This is a genomic window from Candidatus Nitrosopumilus sp. bin_32a (assembly GCF_054095935.1).
Map to the genome: position 1 here is coordinate 21405 of NZ_JBSWSN010000006.1, position 14993 is coordinate 36397.

Here is a 14993-nt window from a genome sequence, read left to right on the forward strand (position 1 = left end):
ACGCAACAGTTGCAACAATTATCATTATTACTCCCTTTGTTGCATCCTTCATAATTAAAAATCATTCATCATAAACTTAAGCTTGTTGTAAATTATCATCTGTGCTTGCCAAGAAAACACTGTTTGCATATTTTACTATCGACTCTGGTTTTTAAAAATGCAATTTGCTCATCATTTAGTCGTCCATGCTGAATCAGATTTAGCAATTCTTCACCATCTATGATTTCAAAATTTACTTTACAATTACACTCTGTACATTGACAGTCAATTTTCAAACCCAATATGACTATGATGTAAAATCAATCTTTAAAATAATTTATTTATTCAAATCAGGATCTGCATATTTTTGCCAAATTTCCATCTGCAACCAACATCCATTACATACAGTTGGCCTATCTTGATCATGTGATATGGAATGGTTTTCATGGCAAATCTTGCAGGTAAAATATTCTGTAATTATCTCTGACATGCCTATATTTTGAAATCATTCCATTAAAGCATCACTACACAATGTGAACTAGACCCCAAATGATTTGGATTTTTTTTCACAATTCGGACAATTCATTCCTTTTGTCTCAAGGCCACACTTTTTACAAAACACATCAATTCCTGCAACCTCGCGTGGGCTGGTCCTTGAAATTTTCACAATCAGAATCAATACTATCAAAACTCCTATTGCAATTCCAATGTATGCAAGTACCATGTTTACAGTAGCACTTTATATCTTAAAAATCAATTCTACACTGTCAAAACATACTGGTTTGCCAAAATTCTCTTAATATCGTCAATATACTGTCGTCTTGTACTGCTAACAAATCTCCAACGTGCTTGCATTTCATCTTCTAGTATTTCATAAACTAAATCCATCTCTTCACCTGCATCAAGTTCTCTTTTTGCAACAATCATTAGTTCTTGCAAGCGTAGTTTTTTTCTCCACGTGTGGGCACAGTCTACCATTTTATTTTTTGACTCATTAATACTCTAAAAGGATCACTATACATTGAATCTATATTTTACAGACTCAAATAGAAATATCCTTTCCGGGAACTATCTTGCTAATTTTTGGAATGTCGTGAATTTCCAGCCCTTCTAAATATTCTAACTGCTTTGAAATTAACTCTGAATCACCAAATGAAATTAAAATTCTATCACTGTGTCTTATTTCATAGAGATTAATGTTTGAAATAGATTTTCCATTAACTAAAAATGTCATGGAATTGTCTTTATCAGTACAGTATTGACTTGCTTGATAGCTTAACTCTATACAATCAGGAGTTATCTTTAATCCAAATGATGCAAACAGCATATCCAACGGAACATCAGTTGCATGCTTGTGAACTAGGTATGGATTGTCATTTTCAAAATGAATGTACTTGCTTTGAATCTGAAACTTGGGATGCGAAAAATCTAACTGATCACCGTTTACAAAAACTGCCAATGCTGCGTGTGCATGCTCACTGCCAAATTGTCCTACTCCGTATTGTTTTGCCATCTTCTCCTCTAGTGTCTTAAAGGTGGTATTATCAAGAATTTGTGAATCAATTTCACTCTGATTTAGAAAATAATATGCAAATACTCCTGCAGCAACTAAAACAAAGGCTATTCCAAATATTGCAAGTGATCTATTTTTTGATTTTGACTCTATTTCAGGTTCAAAATATGCCGTATCGCTCTCATCTGCTCTTCCTGGAAGACTAGAATCAGAATCCTCTTTTGGTAAAGCCCCTTCAGTCAAGTAATACCTATGATCATTTTATCGTATAAATTTCCATGTCTGGAATTATCTATACTCTCCACCACAATCACCAATCACATCAAAGAGATCATTTGATTTTGCAGTAACCGAACTAATTGATGAAATGTCTTGTTCATCTAATTTTACATCAAAGACTTGGGTATTGTCTTCTCTGTGTTCGGCAATTCCTAATCTTGCACCAATTATTACTCCTGCAACTTGTGGTTTGTCTAAAACAAAACGCGTTGCAATATTTGCAATGCTGCAGTTGTGTTTTTGTGCAATTTTATTTAGGATTGATAACAATTCTTGAAATAACTGCCATCCACCCCATGCATCTATCATGTTTTTGTATTTTTGTAGACTAGATGTGGTCAGATTCCCTCTATGTGGTTCATCAACTCCAAGATATTTCTCTGAGAAAAATCCACCAAGCAACGTACCATAGGATAGAATCTTTATTCCATGTTTTGCAAAAAACGGGGCCATCAGTTTATCTGGTCTCTGATCTAAAATGGAATACTGAACCTGGTTTGATACGATATCATGTCCATGCTCTTTGATGATTTTTACTCGCTCTGTATCAAAGTTAGTTAGTCCGATGTTTCTGATTTTGTTTTCATTTTGTAATTTTGATAAATTATTTAGCGCATCAAGATAACTCATATCATTATAATCCCACCAATGAAATTGTAGCAAATCAATACAGTCTGTTTTCATTTTTTGCAATGACTGCTCGATGTAGTGTGTTACGATACTATTGCTCATTGGACCTGGATTTGGAACAAATTTTGTTAGTGCTTGAAAGTTACTATTTCCAATTTTTTCTCTAAATTCTCCAATCAAAGATTCTGCAGGACCGTAAATGTCTGCCAAATCCCATGTTGTAAATCCTGACTCTTGATATTTTTCCATATCTGATACTGCAGACTCTGAATCAATCTGACCATGACCTCCTGCAACTTGCCACATTCCATTAAGAATTCTACGGATTTGCAAATTTCCCAGAGATGTCTTCTCAATTGACATATCTTGATACAATTTTTCTTTGGAATATAGTTTACTTGGCTAATATTGAGTAAAGTATTCAGAGTTGTAGAATATTTTGGATCTAGTAAAAAATGCAGAACTGTTTGCAAAGAACAAACATGCAGGGCAATTCAGAGAAGATGATGCCATGCCATATTCAAAACATCTAGATGATGTTGTAAATAGACTCAAAAGTTTGGGTGTAATTGATGAGCAGATATTTTGTGCTGCATGGCTCCATGATACAATAGAAAAAACTGAAACAACTTTTGATGATTTGTATGAACAGTTTGAAAGCGAAATTGCAGTGCTAGTCTCCTCCTTGTCAAAAGACATGACGTTGCCTAGAAAAAAAAGAGAGCAAGCATTTGTAATTCAACTCAAAGAATCATCATCTAGTGCAAAACTAATCAAATTGTGTGATATTTCTGCAAACTTGGGTGAATTAAAAAATTCTAAAGCATCAAAATCAAAAAAATCACGACTAGTAAAACAGCAAAGAAATTATCTCAATATTATCAAAAATGATATCATAGGAAATACAAACTATCCAAATGTCTATTCTCTTATGGAGAGTGCCAATGTAATTTTCAAAAAGTTTGGCCAGAGACCTATACTGATGCATTTAAAATCATAAATTAGCCTCAAATTATTTCAAAAATCTTAAATCCATAAATTTTCCAGTTAGTATATGAGTGAAAATAAAGATTTTGAAATTCTAGACAAACTAAACAACAAGTATTTCACAGAACTGGAGATTTCGGTTCCACACATTCAACAAACACTATTTGATTTACAAAATGAATTTTACAAGACATGGAGAAATGCAATCACATCAAACACATCATTGTACAAGGAATTCTTGTATGATATGGGATTTAGTTTTCCAAAATCTGCACAAGATCTTGTAGAAAATATGAGCGATGAGGCTCTGAAATTTCGCTCGATATACAACAAACTCACAATCTCTAATGTTGAATCAGTCAAGAACAGTGCAAAGACATGGAATGATAATGCTGATACCTTTATGGATTTGAATAGGAAAATAATGCATTATTGGCTATCCGCATTTTCTCCAAAAAGAAACTAGTCTAATACTACAACTGCAATAATTGCAACCAGACTTGCAATCATTGCTATGATTGCATACTTGCTTTTCTCACTCCATCCTTCTTTTACGGTTATTCTCATGATGTATTCTTCAAATTTTTTGTATTCATTTATGCCTATTGCTAGTTATCACAGAAATATCTAAATCACTACCATCTGACATCTAATCATCTTGGAATTACCACGTGGAATGAAAGACTTTGAGGGTGAAGAGAACGCCAACATTGAACACATTAGGAATCATTTCAAGAAATTATCAAATTTGTATGGATTTTCATTTATGGATCCGTCTCCAATAGAACTATTATCCACACTAGAAACAAAATCTGGTCCTGGAATTAGAGATGAGATTTACTATTTCAAAGATAAGGGAGACAGAGAAGTAGCATTACGTTTTGACTTTACAATGGGACTCACAAGATATGCAGCATCCCAAAAATCAATGAAACTTCCAGCCAAAATCTCAGCATTTGGTGGCGTGTTTAGATATGATGAGCCACAAAAAGGCAGATACCGATATTTTCACCAATGGGATATTGAAGTTTATGGCAAAGCTAGTCTTGAATCAGAGGCTGAAATAATAGAAATTACATCTAGATTATTTGATTCTCTATTGCTCAAGGATATTACAATTGATATCAATCACAGAAACCTTGTAGAGTCTTACATTAACAAAATATTTGATTCAAAAGATCCAGAAATAGTTGCTGATATTTTACGTGCAGTAGATAAAATTGCAAAAAAATCAAAAGACCAAATTTTAAAGGAATTTCAAGAAAAGGGGTATGCAACTGAAAAACTAGAAAAAATTCTAGAATTCTCACAAATTAAAGGCTCTATTGCAGAAGTAGAAAAGACATTTGATGTCTCACAGCTAGAATCATGGGATGAACTAAAACAATTAATTGATTCACTGGAGAATAGGGGAGTTTCAAATGTTAGAATTAATTTTGGAATTGTTAGAGGACTAGATTACTATTCGGGAATTGTCTTTGAAGTGTTTGATAAAAATTCAACTCTGGGTGCACTTGCAGGTGGAGGACGATATGACACACTAACTAAAGCATTCAACAGAGAAGACATTGGTGCAACAGGAGTTGCAGGTGGTGTTGAGAGAATCATCTTGACAATGCAGGATCAAAAAATAATTCCTGCAACAAACCAAAATAGAGTTGCAGTATTGTACATTAATGAAGAGATGCAAAAAGTTGCTCATTCTATTACATCATTACTAAGACTCAACAACATTCCAACTGATATTGATTTGGCAGGACGCAACATGAAAAAGCAAATGGATATTGCAACTAATGCTAGATTGGCAATTATAGTTGGACCCCAAGAGCTAGAAAACGGAAATGTAGTTCTCAAAGATATGGTAAACGGAACTGAAGGAACTATATCTTTAGAAAAACTAACTGAAGACCCAAAATCTATTCTTAATTTAGAAAAGCTCTAGTTAACATCATAATTTCAGGACCGCTAGTCAATGATCCTACAACCACGCAGTGATTATTTACCAAAATCCCTGATGAGACATATGGGACTCCATTGTTTATGGAACTCTGCTCAATTTTTACGCCTAGAACATTGGATATGGTCTTCATATCTTCCTCATCAGCTTCTGGATGTATTGCAGCACCAGTTGCATTTGCAACTAAAACAACTCCTGTTTGGTTAAACCCTGCAATTTTTTTCTGAATTACCTCCACTCCCAAAACATCTGAAATTGTTTGACAGTCTTGTTTTGATAACCAAGGTGATACGACTGCTCCTTTGTCATTGGCGCAGATTACATTTCCAAGTGCATTAAATTTAGTATCTAAAACTCCAACTTCTAAATCTGTTTCAGATTTTAGATAATCGTATTCATTTTGATAAGCAGTATTTGGAAGTAGGATTCCTTTATTGTTCATAACTGACAATGCGCCAATTAATCTTGTATTTGCAATTGCAGTATTGTGAATTTCTATGTTTAGATATTCTGCAAGCTTGTCAGATTTGGTTTGAGCAAACCCCATTGGAACTAGACCAATACTGTCATTGACAGTAATGTATACTCCAAGGTTTGGCCCCCTATACACATCATACTTGATAATATCCATATCCAGAGTATTGATCGTTGATCGTTATGAACGTAAGGAAATTTTTCGTTCCTAGCAGATCTCTAGTTTACAAATGTGTTCGTAAAACAGCTATCTAGCTTTAAATAATAACCCAAAGAAAATTGTATCATGCCAATAGCAGAAAATTTTCCTGAAGGCCTAAAGCCACTTGGAAAAATAAACCTCGATGATGGAAATTTCCATATCATGTGGGGTCCAGGTAAAACCAAAAACACTGATGGCTCACAAGCTGAAGTGTTAGCAGATGCAGAAGTTGTTGCAGCATATGCAGCAAGAGGCGAAGAACAAGTTCCTCTTGGTGTCAGCGGTACAATGGTTGCAGTCGATTGGGATTCTTGTGTTGCAGATGGTGCTTGCATTGAAGCTTGTCCTGTACAAGTCTTTCAATGGTATAGAACCGAAAAAGATATTCCAGCAAAAGATGTTGTTGGTCAAACCTTTGCAGGTACTGGCAGTGATGTTAAAGATGAACGCAAAGATCTTACCGATAAAGCAGATCCAATCAGAGAACACGATTGTATCTGGTGTATGGCCTGCGTTTCAGTATGTCCACCAGCAGCTATCAAAGTTGATCAGTCAAATGTTGAAAAACATGAAAGTGCTGCAAAAACTTTGTAATATCGCTATCTAAAACATAGAAATTTTTGATTTTTATAATCTTTTTTTTGAATTTAGTCCCAACTAATTTTATCTAGATTTAAATAATATTTAGAAATATTATTTCTCATGGTAGATCTACAAATACCTGAAGACTTTTGTCACAACGATGTTAAACCAAAAGGAAAAACTAGCCATTCTGATGGTGAGAATTTCCACTACATTTGGGGTGATGGAAGAACTGATGGTGCAGCATTCTCAAACGAAGATGTAAAAGCAGCCTATGAAGCAAGAGGAGAAAAACAAGTTCCTCTAGGAATTCATGGTACTTCTGTTGCAGTCGATTGGGATTCCTGTGTTGCAGCTGGCGCATGCATGAGTGTATGTCCAGTACAAACATTCCAATGGTACAGAACCGAAAAAGATATTCCAGCAGAAAAATGCTTGGGAGAAACTTTTGATGGTACTGGCAAGACAGAACAAGACGAAAGATTAGATTATACAGACAAATCACAACCAATCAGAGAACACGATTGCACTGTTTGTATGGCTTGTCAAGAAATCTGTCCTGAAGGAGCTATTCTGATTGAATCAGCTAACCAAGAATGGCACGAGAAAGCAGCCGGAACATATGTACTTATGAAATCCGGATCTGAAAATCCTCACGCACACGATTAAAAAGAAACTTTTTCTTTTTTCTTATTTTTCTATTTTACATCAACAGATTTTAACCTCTATTGTTCAAGATTTTTTGCAGAGGTCGCCTAGCTCGGTAGGGCGCGGGCCTTGAGAGCCTGTGTGCGCAAGCATACGGGGGTTCAAATCCCTCTCTCTGCGTTTTTAATTTTCTACTTTAGCTAGTTCTGCTAACATTGCAGATAATTGAATCTCAGAATTTGCTCCAACTAGTACTCTATAATCATACTTTGCAATTATTTCTAAAATGTCTGCTAATTTTTCATGTTTTGATTTGAACACTGCAGAGTTGATATATTTTAGAAAATCAGATTCTGACATTCCATAAACTTTGATTAGCTCAATCATTTTTTCTCTGGCTTCTAGAACTTTTCCTGCAAGTGCCATTTTTAGAACTACATCAACATCGCTGGTTTTTGTCAATCCTGCTGAAGATTTTACATTCTCTTCTGTAATATCTCCAATACTGGCAGTTGCCTGCATTAGATTAATTGCATGTCTCAAATCTCCTTCAGAATAATCATAAATTGCTTTGAGTCCTTTTTTGTCAGTTTTCACTTTTTCTTTTTTGGCAATCTCTTCTAATCTGCCAATAATGTCATCTTCAGGAATTGATGTAAATTTGAAGGTAGCGCATCTACTCTGAATAGGATCTATAATTTTTGAAATATTATTAGCTATGAAAATAAATCTGCATATTTTAGCTGTATCCTCTATAATTCGTCTCAATGCAGTCTGAGCATCATTTGTCATCTCGTCCGCTTCATCTAAAATGATAATTTTGAATGGGACTTCGGCCATTCCTGCAAATCTTGAGAATTTCTTTACTTTCTCTCTAACCATTCCTATTCCTCTCTCATCAGATGCGTTTAGCTCTAGTGTGTAGTCTCTAGCGTATTCTCCTAGAATTTGTCTTGCAATACACAATGCAGCAGTTGTCTTTCCAACACCTGCAGAACCTGAAAACATCAAGTGTGGCATATCTGTTGGATCTTTGATTAAAGCTTCCAGACTGCCAATGATTTCTGTTTGGTTTACAATTTCAGAGAGTTTCATTGGTCGATACTTTTCAACCCACATTCCAGTTGCAGTCATGAGTATCGAAGACTAAATCCCATTAATAAATCCGAATTGGTTATTATCATATGCCTCATCTTAAAATCAAAACAGGCATAATTAGATACGATCAGCCTGGAATTAATTAGGATCAATTGATCTCACTAAATTGTTAACAGAATTGATCGATCCGATACTTGTGGGTCTAAATCAGAAAAAGTGATCTTAAATGGAAATAGATAAAGTAGAAAAAGTACATTCAATTGGATATCGCCTAAAGGATGCTAAAGTTACGATTAATCAAGATTTCAAGTATAATGTCGCAGGTATGAAAATCGAGGGAACTCAAGGTGATACAAACAACATGCCTCAATGGATAGGAAAAATCCTCTCAGAGAATAAAATAGCAACTTTGAATTCCCCAGATATGATTACGCAACTAAAGCAAGCACTCTCAAAAGAAAAAATGGTTGGTGAATATCAAATCTCAACACTTGATCCTCATTTTTACATCAAGCTAAAAGAATCCATGAATGAACTAAACCGCGATGATTTTGATAAAGTTGAAAGTATGATGTTAGAATTGTTTAGAATGAGACGAGGCAAGTTGGTAAAGATTGCTGATTCTATCAAACTAAATTCAGAACTATACAACAAACTAACTGTTGAGGAGAATGTATTTTACAAAACAATTCATGATAACAGTGTAGAGTTTGAAAAACAGATAAGAGGAGAAAAAAATGAGCGCAGCTCAAACTAGCACATTTACTGATTCTGCTTTATCAGATAAAGTAAAAGAATTCTTAACTCGATTCAAGGATAGGGATGGCAACTACAAGTATGTAGATGCAATCGACGAGATGATGCCAAAAAATGCAAAATACATTATCGTTGATTACAATGATTTGGTAGTAGAGCCACAAATTGAAGTAATATTCTCCAAAAGTCCTGATAGACTATTTGATGCATTTGGAAGAGCAATCAAAGAAGCACTACAAACAAGATTTCCAGAATATGCAGAAAAAATTAAAGATGAAGTTCGTGTAAGGTTAGTCAATTTCCCATTAGAGCGAAGTCTAAGACAGATCACTGCTGAAACTATTGGAAAAATTACAAGTGTTTCAGGAATGGTGGTAAGAGCATCTGAAGTAAAACCACTTGCAAAAGAACTAATCTTCATGTGTCCTGATGAGCATCAGACAAAGGTAATTCAACTAAAGGGCATGGATGTTAAAATGCCAATAGTTTGTGATAATCCAAGTTGCAAACACAGAGACTTTGAGTTAAATCCTGAAGCTAGCAAGTTTATCGATTTTCAAATACTTAGATTGCAAGAACTTCCTGAAGATTTGCCACCTGGACAACTTCCTCATTATATCGATGTCACAATTAGACAGGATTTGGTAGATAATTCAAGACCTGGAGATAGAATTATCCTCACTGGTGTAGTAAGAGTTGAACAAGAATCAATTGCAGGTGTTCAGAGAGGCCACAGTGGATTGTACCGATTAAGAATTGAAGGAAACAATATCGAATTTTTGAGTGGACGTGGTTCTAAGACTGATAGAAAAATCGGCAGAGAAGAAATTTCACCTGAAGAAGAAAAACTAATCAAATCACTTAGCCAAAGCTCTGATGTTTATCAAAGATTAATTGATTCATTTGCTCCGCATATTCAAGGCCAATCGTTAATCAAAGAAGCTATTTTGTTACTGATTGTCGGCTCCAACCAAAGATTACTTGGTGATGGAAGTAAAATTAGAGGAGACATTAACGTATTTCTAGTTGGAGATCCTGGTACTGCAAAATCTGAAATGCTAAAGTTTTGTGCAAGAATTGCACCAAGAGGTTTGTACACTTCTGGTAGAGGTTCCACAGCTGCTGGTCTTACTGCTGCTGTAGTTAGAGACAAGACAGGAATCATGATGCTAGAAGCTGGGGCAGTAGTGTTAGGTGATCAAGGCCTTGTAAGTATAGACGAATTTGATAAGATGAAACCCGAAGACAGAAGTGCATTGCACGAAGTTATGGAACAACAGTCTGCCAGTATTGCAAAGGGTGGTATTGTAGCTACACTAAACGCAAGAACTTCAATTTTAGCTGCAGCAAACCCGATGTATGGAAAATATGATCCTTTCAAAAATATTACAGAAAATGTCAATTTACCAATTCCATTGCTTACAAGATTTGACTTGATCTTTGTAGTTAGAGATATCCCAACTAAAGAAAGAGATATGCAGATTGCAAAACACATTATTCGAAGAAATACAACACAAGGTACAGATAAAAAATCTGTCATCGAAGTTGATTTACTAACAAAATACCTCTCATATGCGAAACGTGGTGTACCAGAATTAACACCAGAGGCCGAAGCTAAAATCCTCGATTACTATCTGCAGATGAGAAATGTAGAATCAGAAGAAATGATTACAGTCACTCCTAGACAATTAGAGGGAATAATCCGACTCTCAACTGCTAGAGCAAGATTACTCATGAAAGACAAGGTAGAGGAAGAAGATGCTGAGCGTGCAATCTTCCTAATTCAGAGCATGCTACAAGATGCAGGAGTCGATGTTAATACTGGTAAAGTTGATCTTGGCGTGTTACAAGGTAGGCCGAGAAGTGAAGTCTCAAAGATGCAATTGTTCATGGATGTACTCAAAGGTCTTGAAGGTGACAACAAGGTTCCAGTTGAAGAGAAGGTATTTGTCAAAGAACTAGAAAAGAGTGAAAAATTCACCGAAGAAGAGGCAAGAAACTATATCCGAAGAATGCTCAGAGAAGCATCTATTTATGAATCAAAACCCGGTCACTATAACCGAGTATGAATGTAGATAAACTAAAACTTCCTGATACTGCAATTGAATTCCTAAAATCCCAAGGTTATACAAAATTATATCCTCCGCAATCTGATAGTGTAAAGTCTGGATTACTAGATGGAAAAAGCATTCTAGTATCTGCCCCTACCGCAAGTGGCAAAACGTTGATTGCAATGCTTGCAATAATGAGTTATTTATCTAAGAACAAAGGAAAGGTGATCTATCTTAGTCCATTGCGTGCATTGGCTGCTGAAAAGTTTACAGAATTTAAAAAATTAGAAAAAGTTGCTTTGGGAAACAAAGTAAAGGTTGCAATATCTACTGGCGATTTTGAAAATATTGAAAAAAATTTGGAGAACAGCAATCTGTTAATTTTAACAAATGAAAAAATGGATTCTATAATCAGACATAGTGCTGAATGGATTGATGAAATTGGACTAGTGATTTCTGATGAAGTTCATTTGATTGGAGATGAAAGTAGAGGTCCAACACTTGAAATGATTCTCACACAACTCAAACTGTTGGAATCAAATCCTCAGATTGTTGGTCTTAGTGCAACAATTACAAATTCTGATGAGATTGCAGATTGGCTTGAATGTACTTTGGTAAAAAATGACTGGCGACCTGTGCCTCTCTCTGAAGGGGTTTGTGATGGAGGTCATGTTACAATGAGTGATGGCAAAACCTTTGAAGTTGAGCGTAGTTTGATGGGAACGCCAATTGATTTAGGCGTGCAATCAGTACATCAAGGGGGCCAATCTCTAGTTTTTGCAGAGACTAGGGCTCGTTCAAAATCACTTGCAACAAAAGCAGCTGATGCAATATTTCAGATATTAGAAAAAAAAGAAATTTCTGAATTAGAAAAAACTTCAAAAAAACTTTTATCAGAAAATGAACATACTGAACTGGTCAAGACACTTGCCTTACTGGTAAAAAAAGGAGTTGCATTTCATCATGCAGGACTAAACCAAAAGTGTAGAGAAACAATAGAGGAAGAATTTCGTAAAGGTACGATCAAATTATTATCGTCTACTCCAACTTTAGCTGCAGGTGTTAATCTTCCTGCAAGACGAGTTGTAATATCTAACATCAACAGGTATAATGCCAAAGTTGGCGCAAACAGACCGATTAGTATTTTAGAATACAAGCAACTTTGTGGAAGAGCTGGTAGACCACAATACGACGATTATGGGGAATCAATTATTGTTGGAAATGGAAATACTGAAGATCTTATTGAGTATTACATAAATGGCGAACCTGAAGCAATTGTGTCAAAAATTACAGACGACAAGTCTTTGCGAACTCATATTCTAAGTGTTATAGTTACACATCCTGGAATTAAAAAAGAAGAAATTCTGGAATTCTTTTTGCAAACGTTGGGTGGATTGCAGTCAAGAAAACCAACAATAAAGTTTGCAATAGATATTTCATTACGATTCCTTTCAAGCAAGTTCTTGATTATTAAAAAAGGTGAAAGATATGCTGCTACTGAATTTGGAAAAAAGACATCAATGTTGTATATTGATCCCTTAACTGCAACATACTTTAGAGATTCCATTGAAAACGTTTCTCAAGAAAGAAAACATACTTTTGGATTTTTACATTTAATTACAAACTGTGAAGAATTTTTTCCAAAATTTTCACTTCGACAAAAAGATTATGAAAGTGCAAGTTTGATGATAGAGAACAATTCATCACAATTACTGGAGCCAATCTCAGAGTATGACTGCTCTAGAAGCCTTTTAGCATTACAATCTTGGATTACAGAATCAACTGAATTATCCCTCTCAGATAGCCTTGGAATCGAGTCTGGAGATATGCATAGGATGACTGAAAATGGCAATTGGCTATCTTATTGTCTTAGAGAAATTTCCAAGCATGTGGAGAGGGTAGATTTGCTTGAAGAACTAGATGATTTGAGAAAAAGAATAGTTTATGGAATTAGAGAGGAATTACTTGATTTAGTTAAGGTCAAAGGAATTGGAAGGGTTAGAGCACGAATTCTATTCAAACACGGTATAAAGAATCTGGATGATTTGAGGGAAATTCCTGTGAATAAATTGGCAGAGATTGATAAAATTGGTTCAACCATTGCGGATAACATAAAGGCAGAGTTACGAAAGGTAAGATAATTGATTGATTTATTGATTCCAGCTATAATCTCTTGCATCATTGCATTTGCAATTGTGTTTGTAATGACTCCGCCATTAATCAAAATTTTAGAAAAAAGAAATTTTGCAGTAAAAGACATGAACAAAAAAGAAGATGTTATGGTAGTAAGACCTGGAGGTCCTGTTATTCTTGCAGGAATTATTGCATCAGAACTAGTTCTCTATGCCTTTTTACAAATGAATGAAATTCTTGCCATACTGATTACTACATCTGCTGCATGTGTTATCGGATACGTTGATGATCGAAAAGTAATGGGTGGGTGGTTTAAACCACTTGCACTTGCACTTGCTGCAATTCCTATTATTGTACTTGGCACATATGATTCTGATCTTGCCTTTCCATTATTTGGGACAGTACAAATTCCTGCACTATACCTTGCATTAATCATATTCATGATACCTATTACTGGAAATACAATCAACTCTATTGATGTTCTAAATGGTGTTGCAAGTGGATTTATGGTCATTGCCAGTTTCTCATTGTCTATCTGTTTATTTATCGTACAAAACTATGAGATTGCAATTGTGAGTTTACCGCTTGGGTTTGTCTCCTTGGCATTTTACAAATATCATAAAATTCCAAGCAAAATTTTTCCTGGAGATTCTGGAGCATTGACACTGGGTGCAATGTATGGGGCAATTGCAATTGTAGGTGGCGTTGAAATTATTGCAGCAATTGCTCTTTTACCAGCAGTGATTAATTCATTTTTGTTCCTATCTAGTGTAAAACGTGTTGTAGAGCATAGACAAGTCAAGGGAAAACCTGTAGAGCATACTGAAGATTTTAGACTAAAGGCAACTGATGACAAAAAAGCACCTGTAACTCTGGTAAGATTGATTCTTGCAGGAGGGCCGATGTCTGAAAAACAAGTAGGGTTTGCAATTTTCAAACTCGCAATATTTTCAGGAATTTTGGCTGTAATTACTGCATTTATGATGGGAGTGTCATTTTGAAGTCTGGTCTTTTTGGATTTTTGTTTGCAATGTGGGCTTTGATCATTGTAGGTGGTGGAATTGTAGTCACTATACTTGGACCAATTTCAATTTCAGGATTTGGTGAATTTAATTGGTTTATCGCATCTGTAATTAAAGCAGTTATTGCGCTAGTCCTAGTTGTAATCTGGATTTTAATTTTGTCAAAGATAAAGAATTGGATTTTCAAAAAAGAAATTAAACTTTAACTTTCTTTCCACTGTCTTTGTTTTTTGTCGTACTCTTCTCTGCTGTATCTAATTGAAGCTGGCGAACCTATTACAACTACATTTTCAGGAACATCTCTTGTTACAATTGCACCCATTGCAACAACACTATTTTTTCCTACAGTTACACCTGCTTTGATAACTGCACGTGCTCCGATAATTACATTATCTTCAATTGTGACTCCTATCATTTTGTCACACATCGGATAAGGATCATTTGTTAATACTGCGGCTGGTCCGATGAATACATTTTTTCCAATTCTTGAAAGTGGTGGTATGTATGCTTGACCTTCAATCTTTGTATTTTCACCAATCTTTACATCGTAATCAATATGTGCAAGAGAGCCAATTTTGACGTTATCTCCAATTTCTACATTATCCCCGACATACGAAAAATGCCAAACTTGAACATTTTCTCCAATTTTTGCTTTTTCTGAAATAAAATTAGTGACCATTAT

Annotated in this window: 17 protein-coding genes and 1 tRNA gene; 11 read left to right on the forward strand and 7 right to left on the reverse strand. The window is 35.1% G+C overall.

Features of this window, described 5'->3' with window-relative positions:
• Positions 1–517: 517 nt before the first annotated feature.
• The 4 genes from ACW9XH_RS07590 to ACW9XH_RS07605 all read right to left on the reverse strand — a co-directional run bounded on the left by ACW9XH_RS07590 (position 518) and on the right by ACW9XH_RS07605 (position 2764).
• On the reverse strand, positions 518–703 hold the full coding sequence (locus ACW9XH_RS07590; RefSeq protein ID WP_457760060.1) for a hypothetical protein: 186 nt from the start codon (positions 701–703) through the stop codon (positions 518–520).
• Positions 704–738: 35 nt separating this feature from the next.
• On the reverse strand, positions 739–957 hold the full coding sequence (locus ACW9XH_RS07595) for a hypothetical protein (RefSeq protein WP_457760061.1): 219 nt from the start codon (positions 955–957) through the stop codon (positions 739–741).
• Between the two features lie 64 nt (positions 958–1021).
• On the reverse strand, positions 1022–1735 hold the full coding sequence (locus ACW9XH_RS07600) for a hypothetical protein (RefSeq protein WP_457760062.1): 714 nt from the start codon (positions 1733–1735) through the stop codon (positions 1022–1024).
• A 45-nt stretch (positions 1736–1780) separates the two neighbouring features.
• Positions 1781–2764 (reverse strand): aldo/keto reductase, encoded by a 984-nt coding sequence (locus tag ACW9XH_RS07605; protein ID WP_457760063.1) that lies wholly within the window; start codon positions 2762–2764, stop codon positions 1781–1783.
• 76 nt (positions 2765–2840) lie between these two features.
• Here ACW9XH_RS07605 and ACW9XH_RS07610 point away from each other — a divergent pair, with 76 nt between their 5' ends.
• From ACW9XH_RS07610 to hisS, 3 genes are all read left to right on the forward strand, one after another.
• Complete coding sequence (locus ACW9XH_RS07610) at positions 2841–3401, forward strand: HD domain-containing protein (RefSeq protein WP_457760064.1); 561 nt, start codon at positions 2841–2843, stop codon at positions 3399–3401.
• A 54-nt stretch (positions 3402–3455) separates the two neighbouring features.
• Entirely contained in the window at positions 3456–3854 is a 399-nt protein-coding gene (locus tag ACW9XH_RS07615; RefSeq protein ID WP_457760065.1) for a hypothetical protein, read from the forward strand.
• Positions 3855–4046: 192 nt separating this feature from the next.
• Positions 4047–5330 (forward strand): histidine--tRNA ligase, encoded by a 1284-nt coding sequence (hisS, locus tag ACW9XH_RS07620; protein WP_457760066.1) that lies wholly within the window; start codon positions 4047–4049, stop codon positions 5328–5330.
• Here hisS and ACW9XH_RS07625 read toward each other — a convergent pair.
• Complete coding sequence (locus tag ACW9XH_RS07625) at positions 5311–5976, reverse strand: translation initiation factor IF-6 (RefSeq protein WP_457760067.1); 666 nt, start codon at positions 5974–5976, stop codon at positions 5311–5313. The genes hisS and ACW9XH_RS07625 overlap by 20 nt on opposite strands.
• Positions 5977–6105: 129 nt before the next feature.
• On the opposite strand from ACW9XH_RS07625, the gene ACW9XH_RS07630 reads away from it, so the two are divergent.
• The 3 genes from ACW9XH_RS07630 (at position 6106) to ACW9XH_RS07640 (ending at position 7431) form a co-directional block, all read left to right on the forward strand.
• Positions 6106–6615 (forward strand): 4Fe-4S dicluster domain-containing protein, encoded by a 510-nt coding sequence (locus ACW9XH_RS07630; RefSeq protein WP_457760068.1) that lies wholly within the window; start codon positions 6106–6108, stop codon positions 6613–6615.
• A gap of 108 nt (positions 6616–6723) precedes the next feature.
• A complete protein-coding gene (locus ACW9XH_RS07635) occupies positions 6724–7272 on the forward strand; it encodes a 4Fe-4S dicluster domain-containing protein (RefSeq protein WP_457760069.1) in 549 nt (182 codons plus the stop codon).
• Between the two features lie 75 nt (positions 7273–7347).
• Positions 7348–7431, forward strand: a tRNA-Ser gene (locus tag ACW9XH_RS07640).
• 3 nt (positions 7432–7434) lie between these two features.
• On the opposite strand, the gene ACW9XH_RS07645 is transcribed toward ACW9XH_RS07640, so the two are convergent.
• On the reverse strand, positions 7435–8385 hold the full coding sequence (locus ACW9XH_RS07645) for a replication factor C small subunit (protein WP_457760070.1): 951 nt from the start codon (positions 8383–8385) through the stop codon (positions 7435–7437).
• A gap of 190 nt (positions 8386–8575) precedes the next feature.
• Between ACW9XH_RS07645 and ACW9XH_RS07650 the strand changes: the two genes are divergently transcribed.
• Genes ACW9XH_RS07650 through ACW9XH_RS07670 form a run of 5 tightly spaced genes read left to right on the forward strand, consistent with a single transcriptional unit; the run spans position 8576 to position 14517 of the window.
• Entirely contained in the window at positions 8576–9106 is a 531-nt protein-coding gene (locus ACW9XH_RS07650; protein WP_457760071.1) for a hypothetical protein, read from the forward strand.
• The gene (locus tag ACW9XH_RS07655; RefSeq protein ID WP_457760072.1) at positions 9087–11174 is read left to right on the forward strand and encodes a minichromosome maintenance protein MCM; all 2088 of its coding nucleotides are present in this window, start codon (positions 9087–9089) and stop codon (positions 11172–11174) included. The genes ACW9XH_RS07650 and ACW9XH_RS07655 overlap by 20 nt, the downstream gene beginning before the upstream one ends.
• Positions 11171–13297 carry a DEAD/DEAH box helicase gene (locus ACW9XH_RS07660; RefSeq protein ID WP_457760073.1) on the forward strand — a complete coding sequence of 709 codons (2127 nt, stop codon included), beginning with the start codon at positions 11171–11173 and terminating at the stop codon, positions 13295–13297. Before ACW9XH_RS07655 ends, ACW9XH_RS07660 begins: the two co-directional genes overlap by 4 nt.
• Entirely contained in the window at positions 13298–14290 is a 993-nt protein-coding gene (locus ACW9XH_RS07665) for an MraY family glycosyltransferase (protein ID WP_457760074.1), read from the forward strand.
• The gene (locus ACW9XH_RS07670; RefSeq protein ID WP_457760075.1) at positions 14287–14517 is read left to right on the forward strand and encodes a hypothetical protein; all 231 of its coding nucleotides are present in this window, start codon (positions 14287–14289) and stop codon (positions 14515–14517) included. The genes ACW9XH_RS07665 and ACW9XH_RS07670 overlap by 4 nt, the downstream gene beginning before the upstream one ends.
• On the opposite strand, the gene ACW9XH_RS07675 is transcribed toward ACW9XH_RS07670, so the two are convergent.
• Positions 14514–14990 carry an acyltransferase gene (locus tag ACW9XH_RS07675; RefSeq protein WP_457760076.1) on the reverse strand — a complete coding sequence of 159 codons (477 nt, stop codon included), beginning with the start codon at positions 14988–14990 and terminating at the stop codon, positions 14514–14516. The two genes, ACW9XH_RS07670 and ACW9XH_RS07675, sit on opposite strands and share 4 nt — an antisense overlap.
• Positions 14991–14993: the final 3 nt, after the last annotated feature.

Bases quoted from the DNA above. Each gene is read 5' to 3' on its own strand.
- ACW9XH_RS07590 (WP_457760060.1), bottom strand. From the start codon at position 703: ATGGTACTTGCATACATTGGAATTGCAATAGGAGTTTTGATAGTATTG.
- ACW9XH_RS07595 (WP_457760061.1), bottom strand. From the start codon at position 957: ATGGTAGACTGTGCCCACACGTGGAGAAAAAAACTACGCTTGCAAGAA.
- ACW9XH_RS07605 (WP_457760063.1), bottom strand. From the start codon at position 2,764: ATGTCAATTGAGAAGACATCTCTGGGAAATTTGCAAATCCGTAGAATT.
- ACW9XH_RS07615 (WP_457760065.1), top strand. From the start codon at position 3,456: ATGAGTGAAAATAAAGATTTTGAAATTCTAGACAAACTAAACAACAAG.
- ACW9XH_RS07625 (WP_457760067.1), bottom strand. From the start codon at position 5,976: ATGGATATTATCAAGTATGATGTGTATAGGGGGCCAAACCTTGGAGTA.
- ACW9XH_RS07630 (WP_457760068.1), top strand. From the start codon at position 6,106: ATGCCAATAGCAGAAAATTTTCCTGAAGGCCTAAAGCCACTTGGAAAA.
- ACW9XH_RS07635 (WP_457760069.1), top strand. From the start codon at position 6,724: ATGGTAGATCTACAAATACCTGAAGACTTTTGTCACAACGATGTTAAA.
- ACW9XH_RS07645 (WP_457760070.1), bottom strand. From the start codon at position 8,385: ATGACTGCAACTGGAATGTGGGTTGAAAAGTATCGACCAATGAAACTC.
- ACW9XH_RS07650 (WP_457760071.1), top strand. From the start codon at position 8,576: ATGGAAATAGATAAAGTAGAAAAAGTACATTCAATTGGATATCGCCTA.
- ACW9XH_RS07655 (WP_457760072.1), top strand. From the start codon at position 9,087: ATGAGCGCAGCTCAAACTAGCACATTTACTGATTCTGCTTTATCAGAT.
- ACW9XH_RS07660 (WP_457760073.1), top strand. From the start codon at position 11,171: ATGAATGTAGATAAACTAAAACTTCCTGATACTGCAATTGAATTCCTA.
- ACW9XH_RS07675 (WP_457760076.1), bottom strand. From the start codon at position 14,990: ATGGTCACTAATTTTATTTCAGAAAAAGCAAAAATTGGAGAAAATGTT.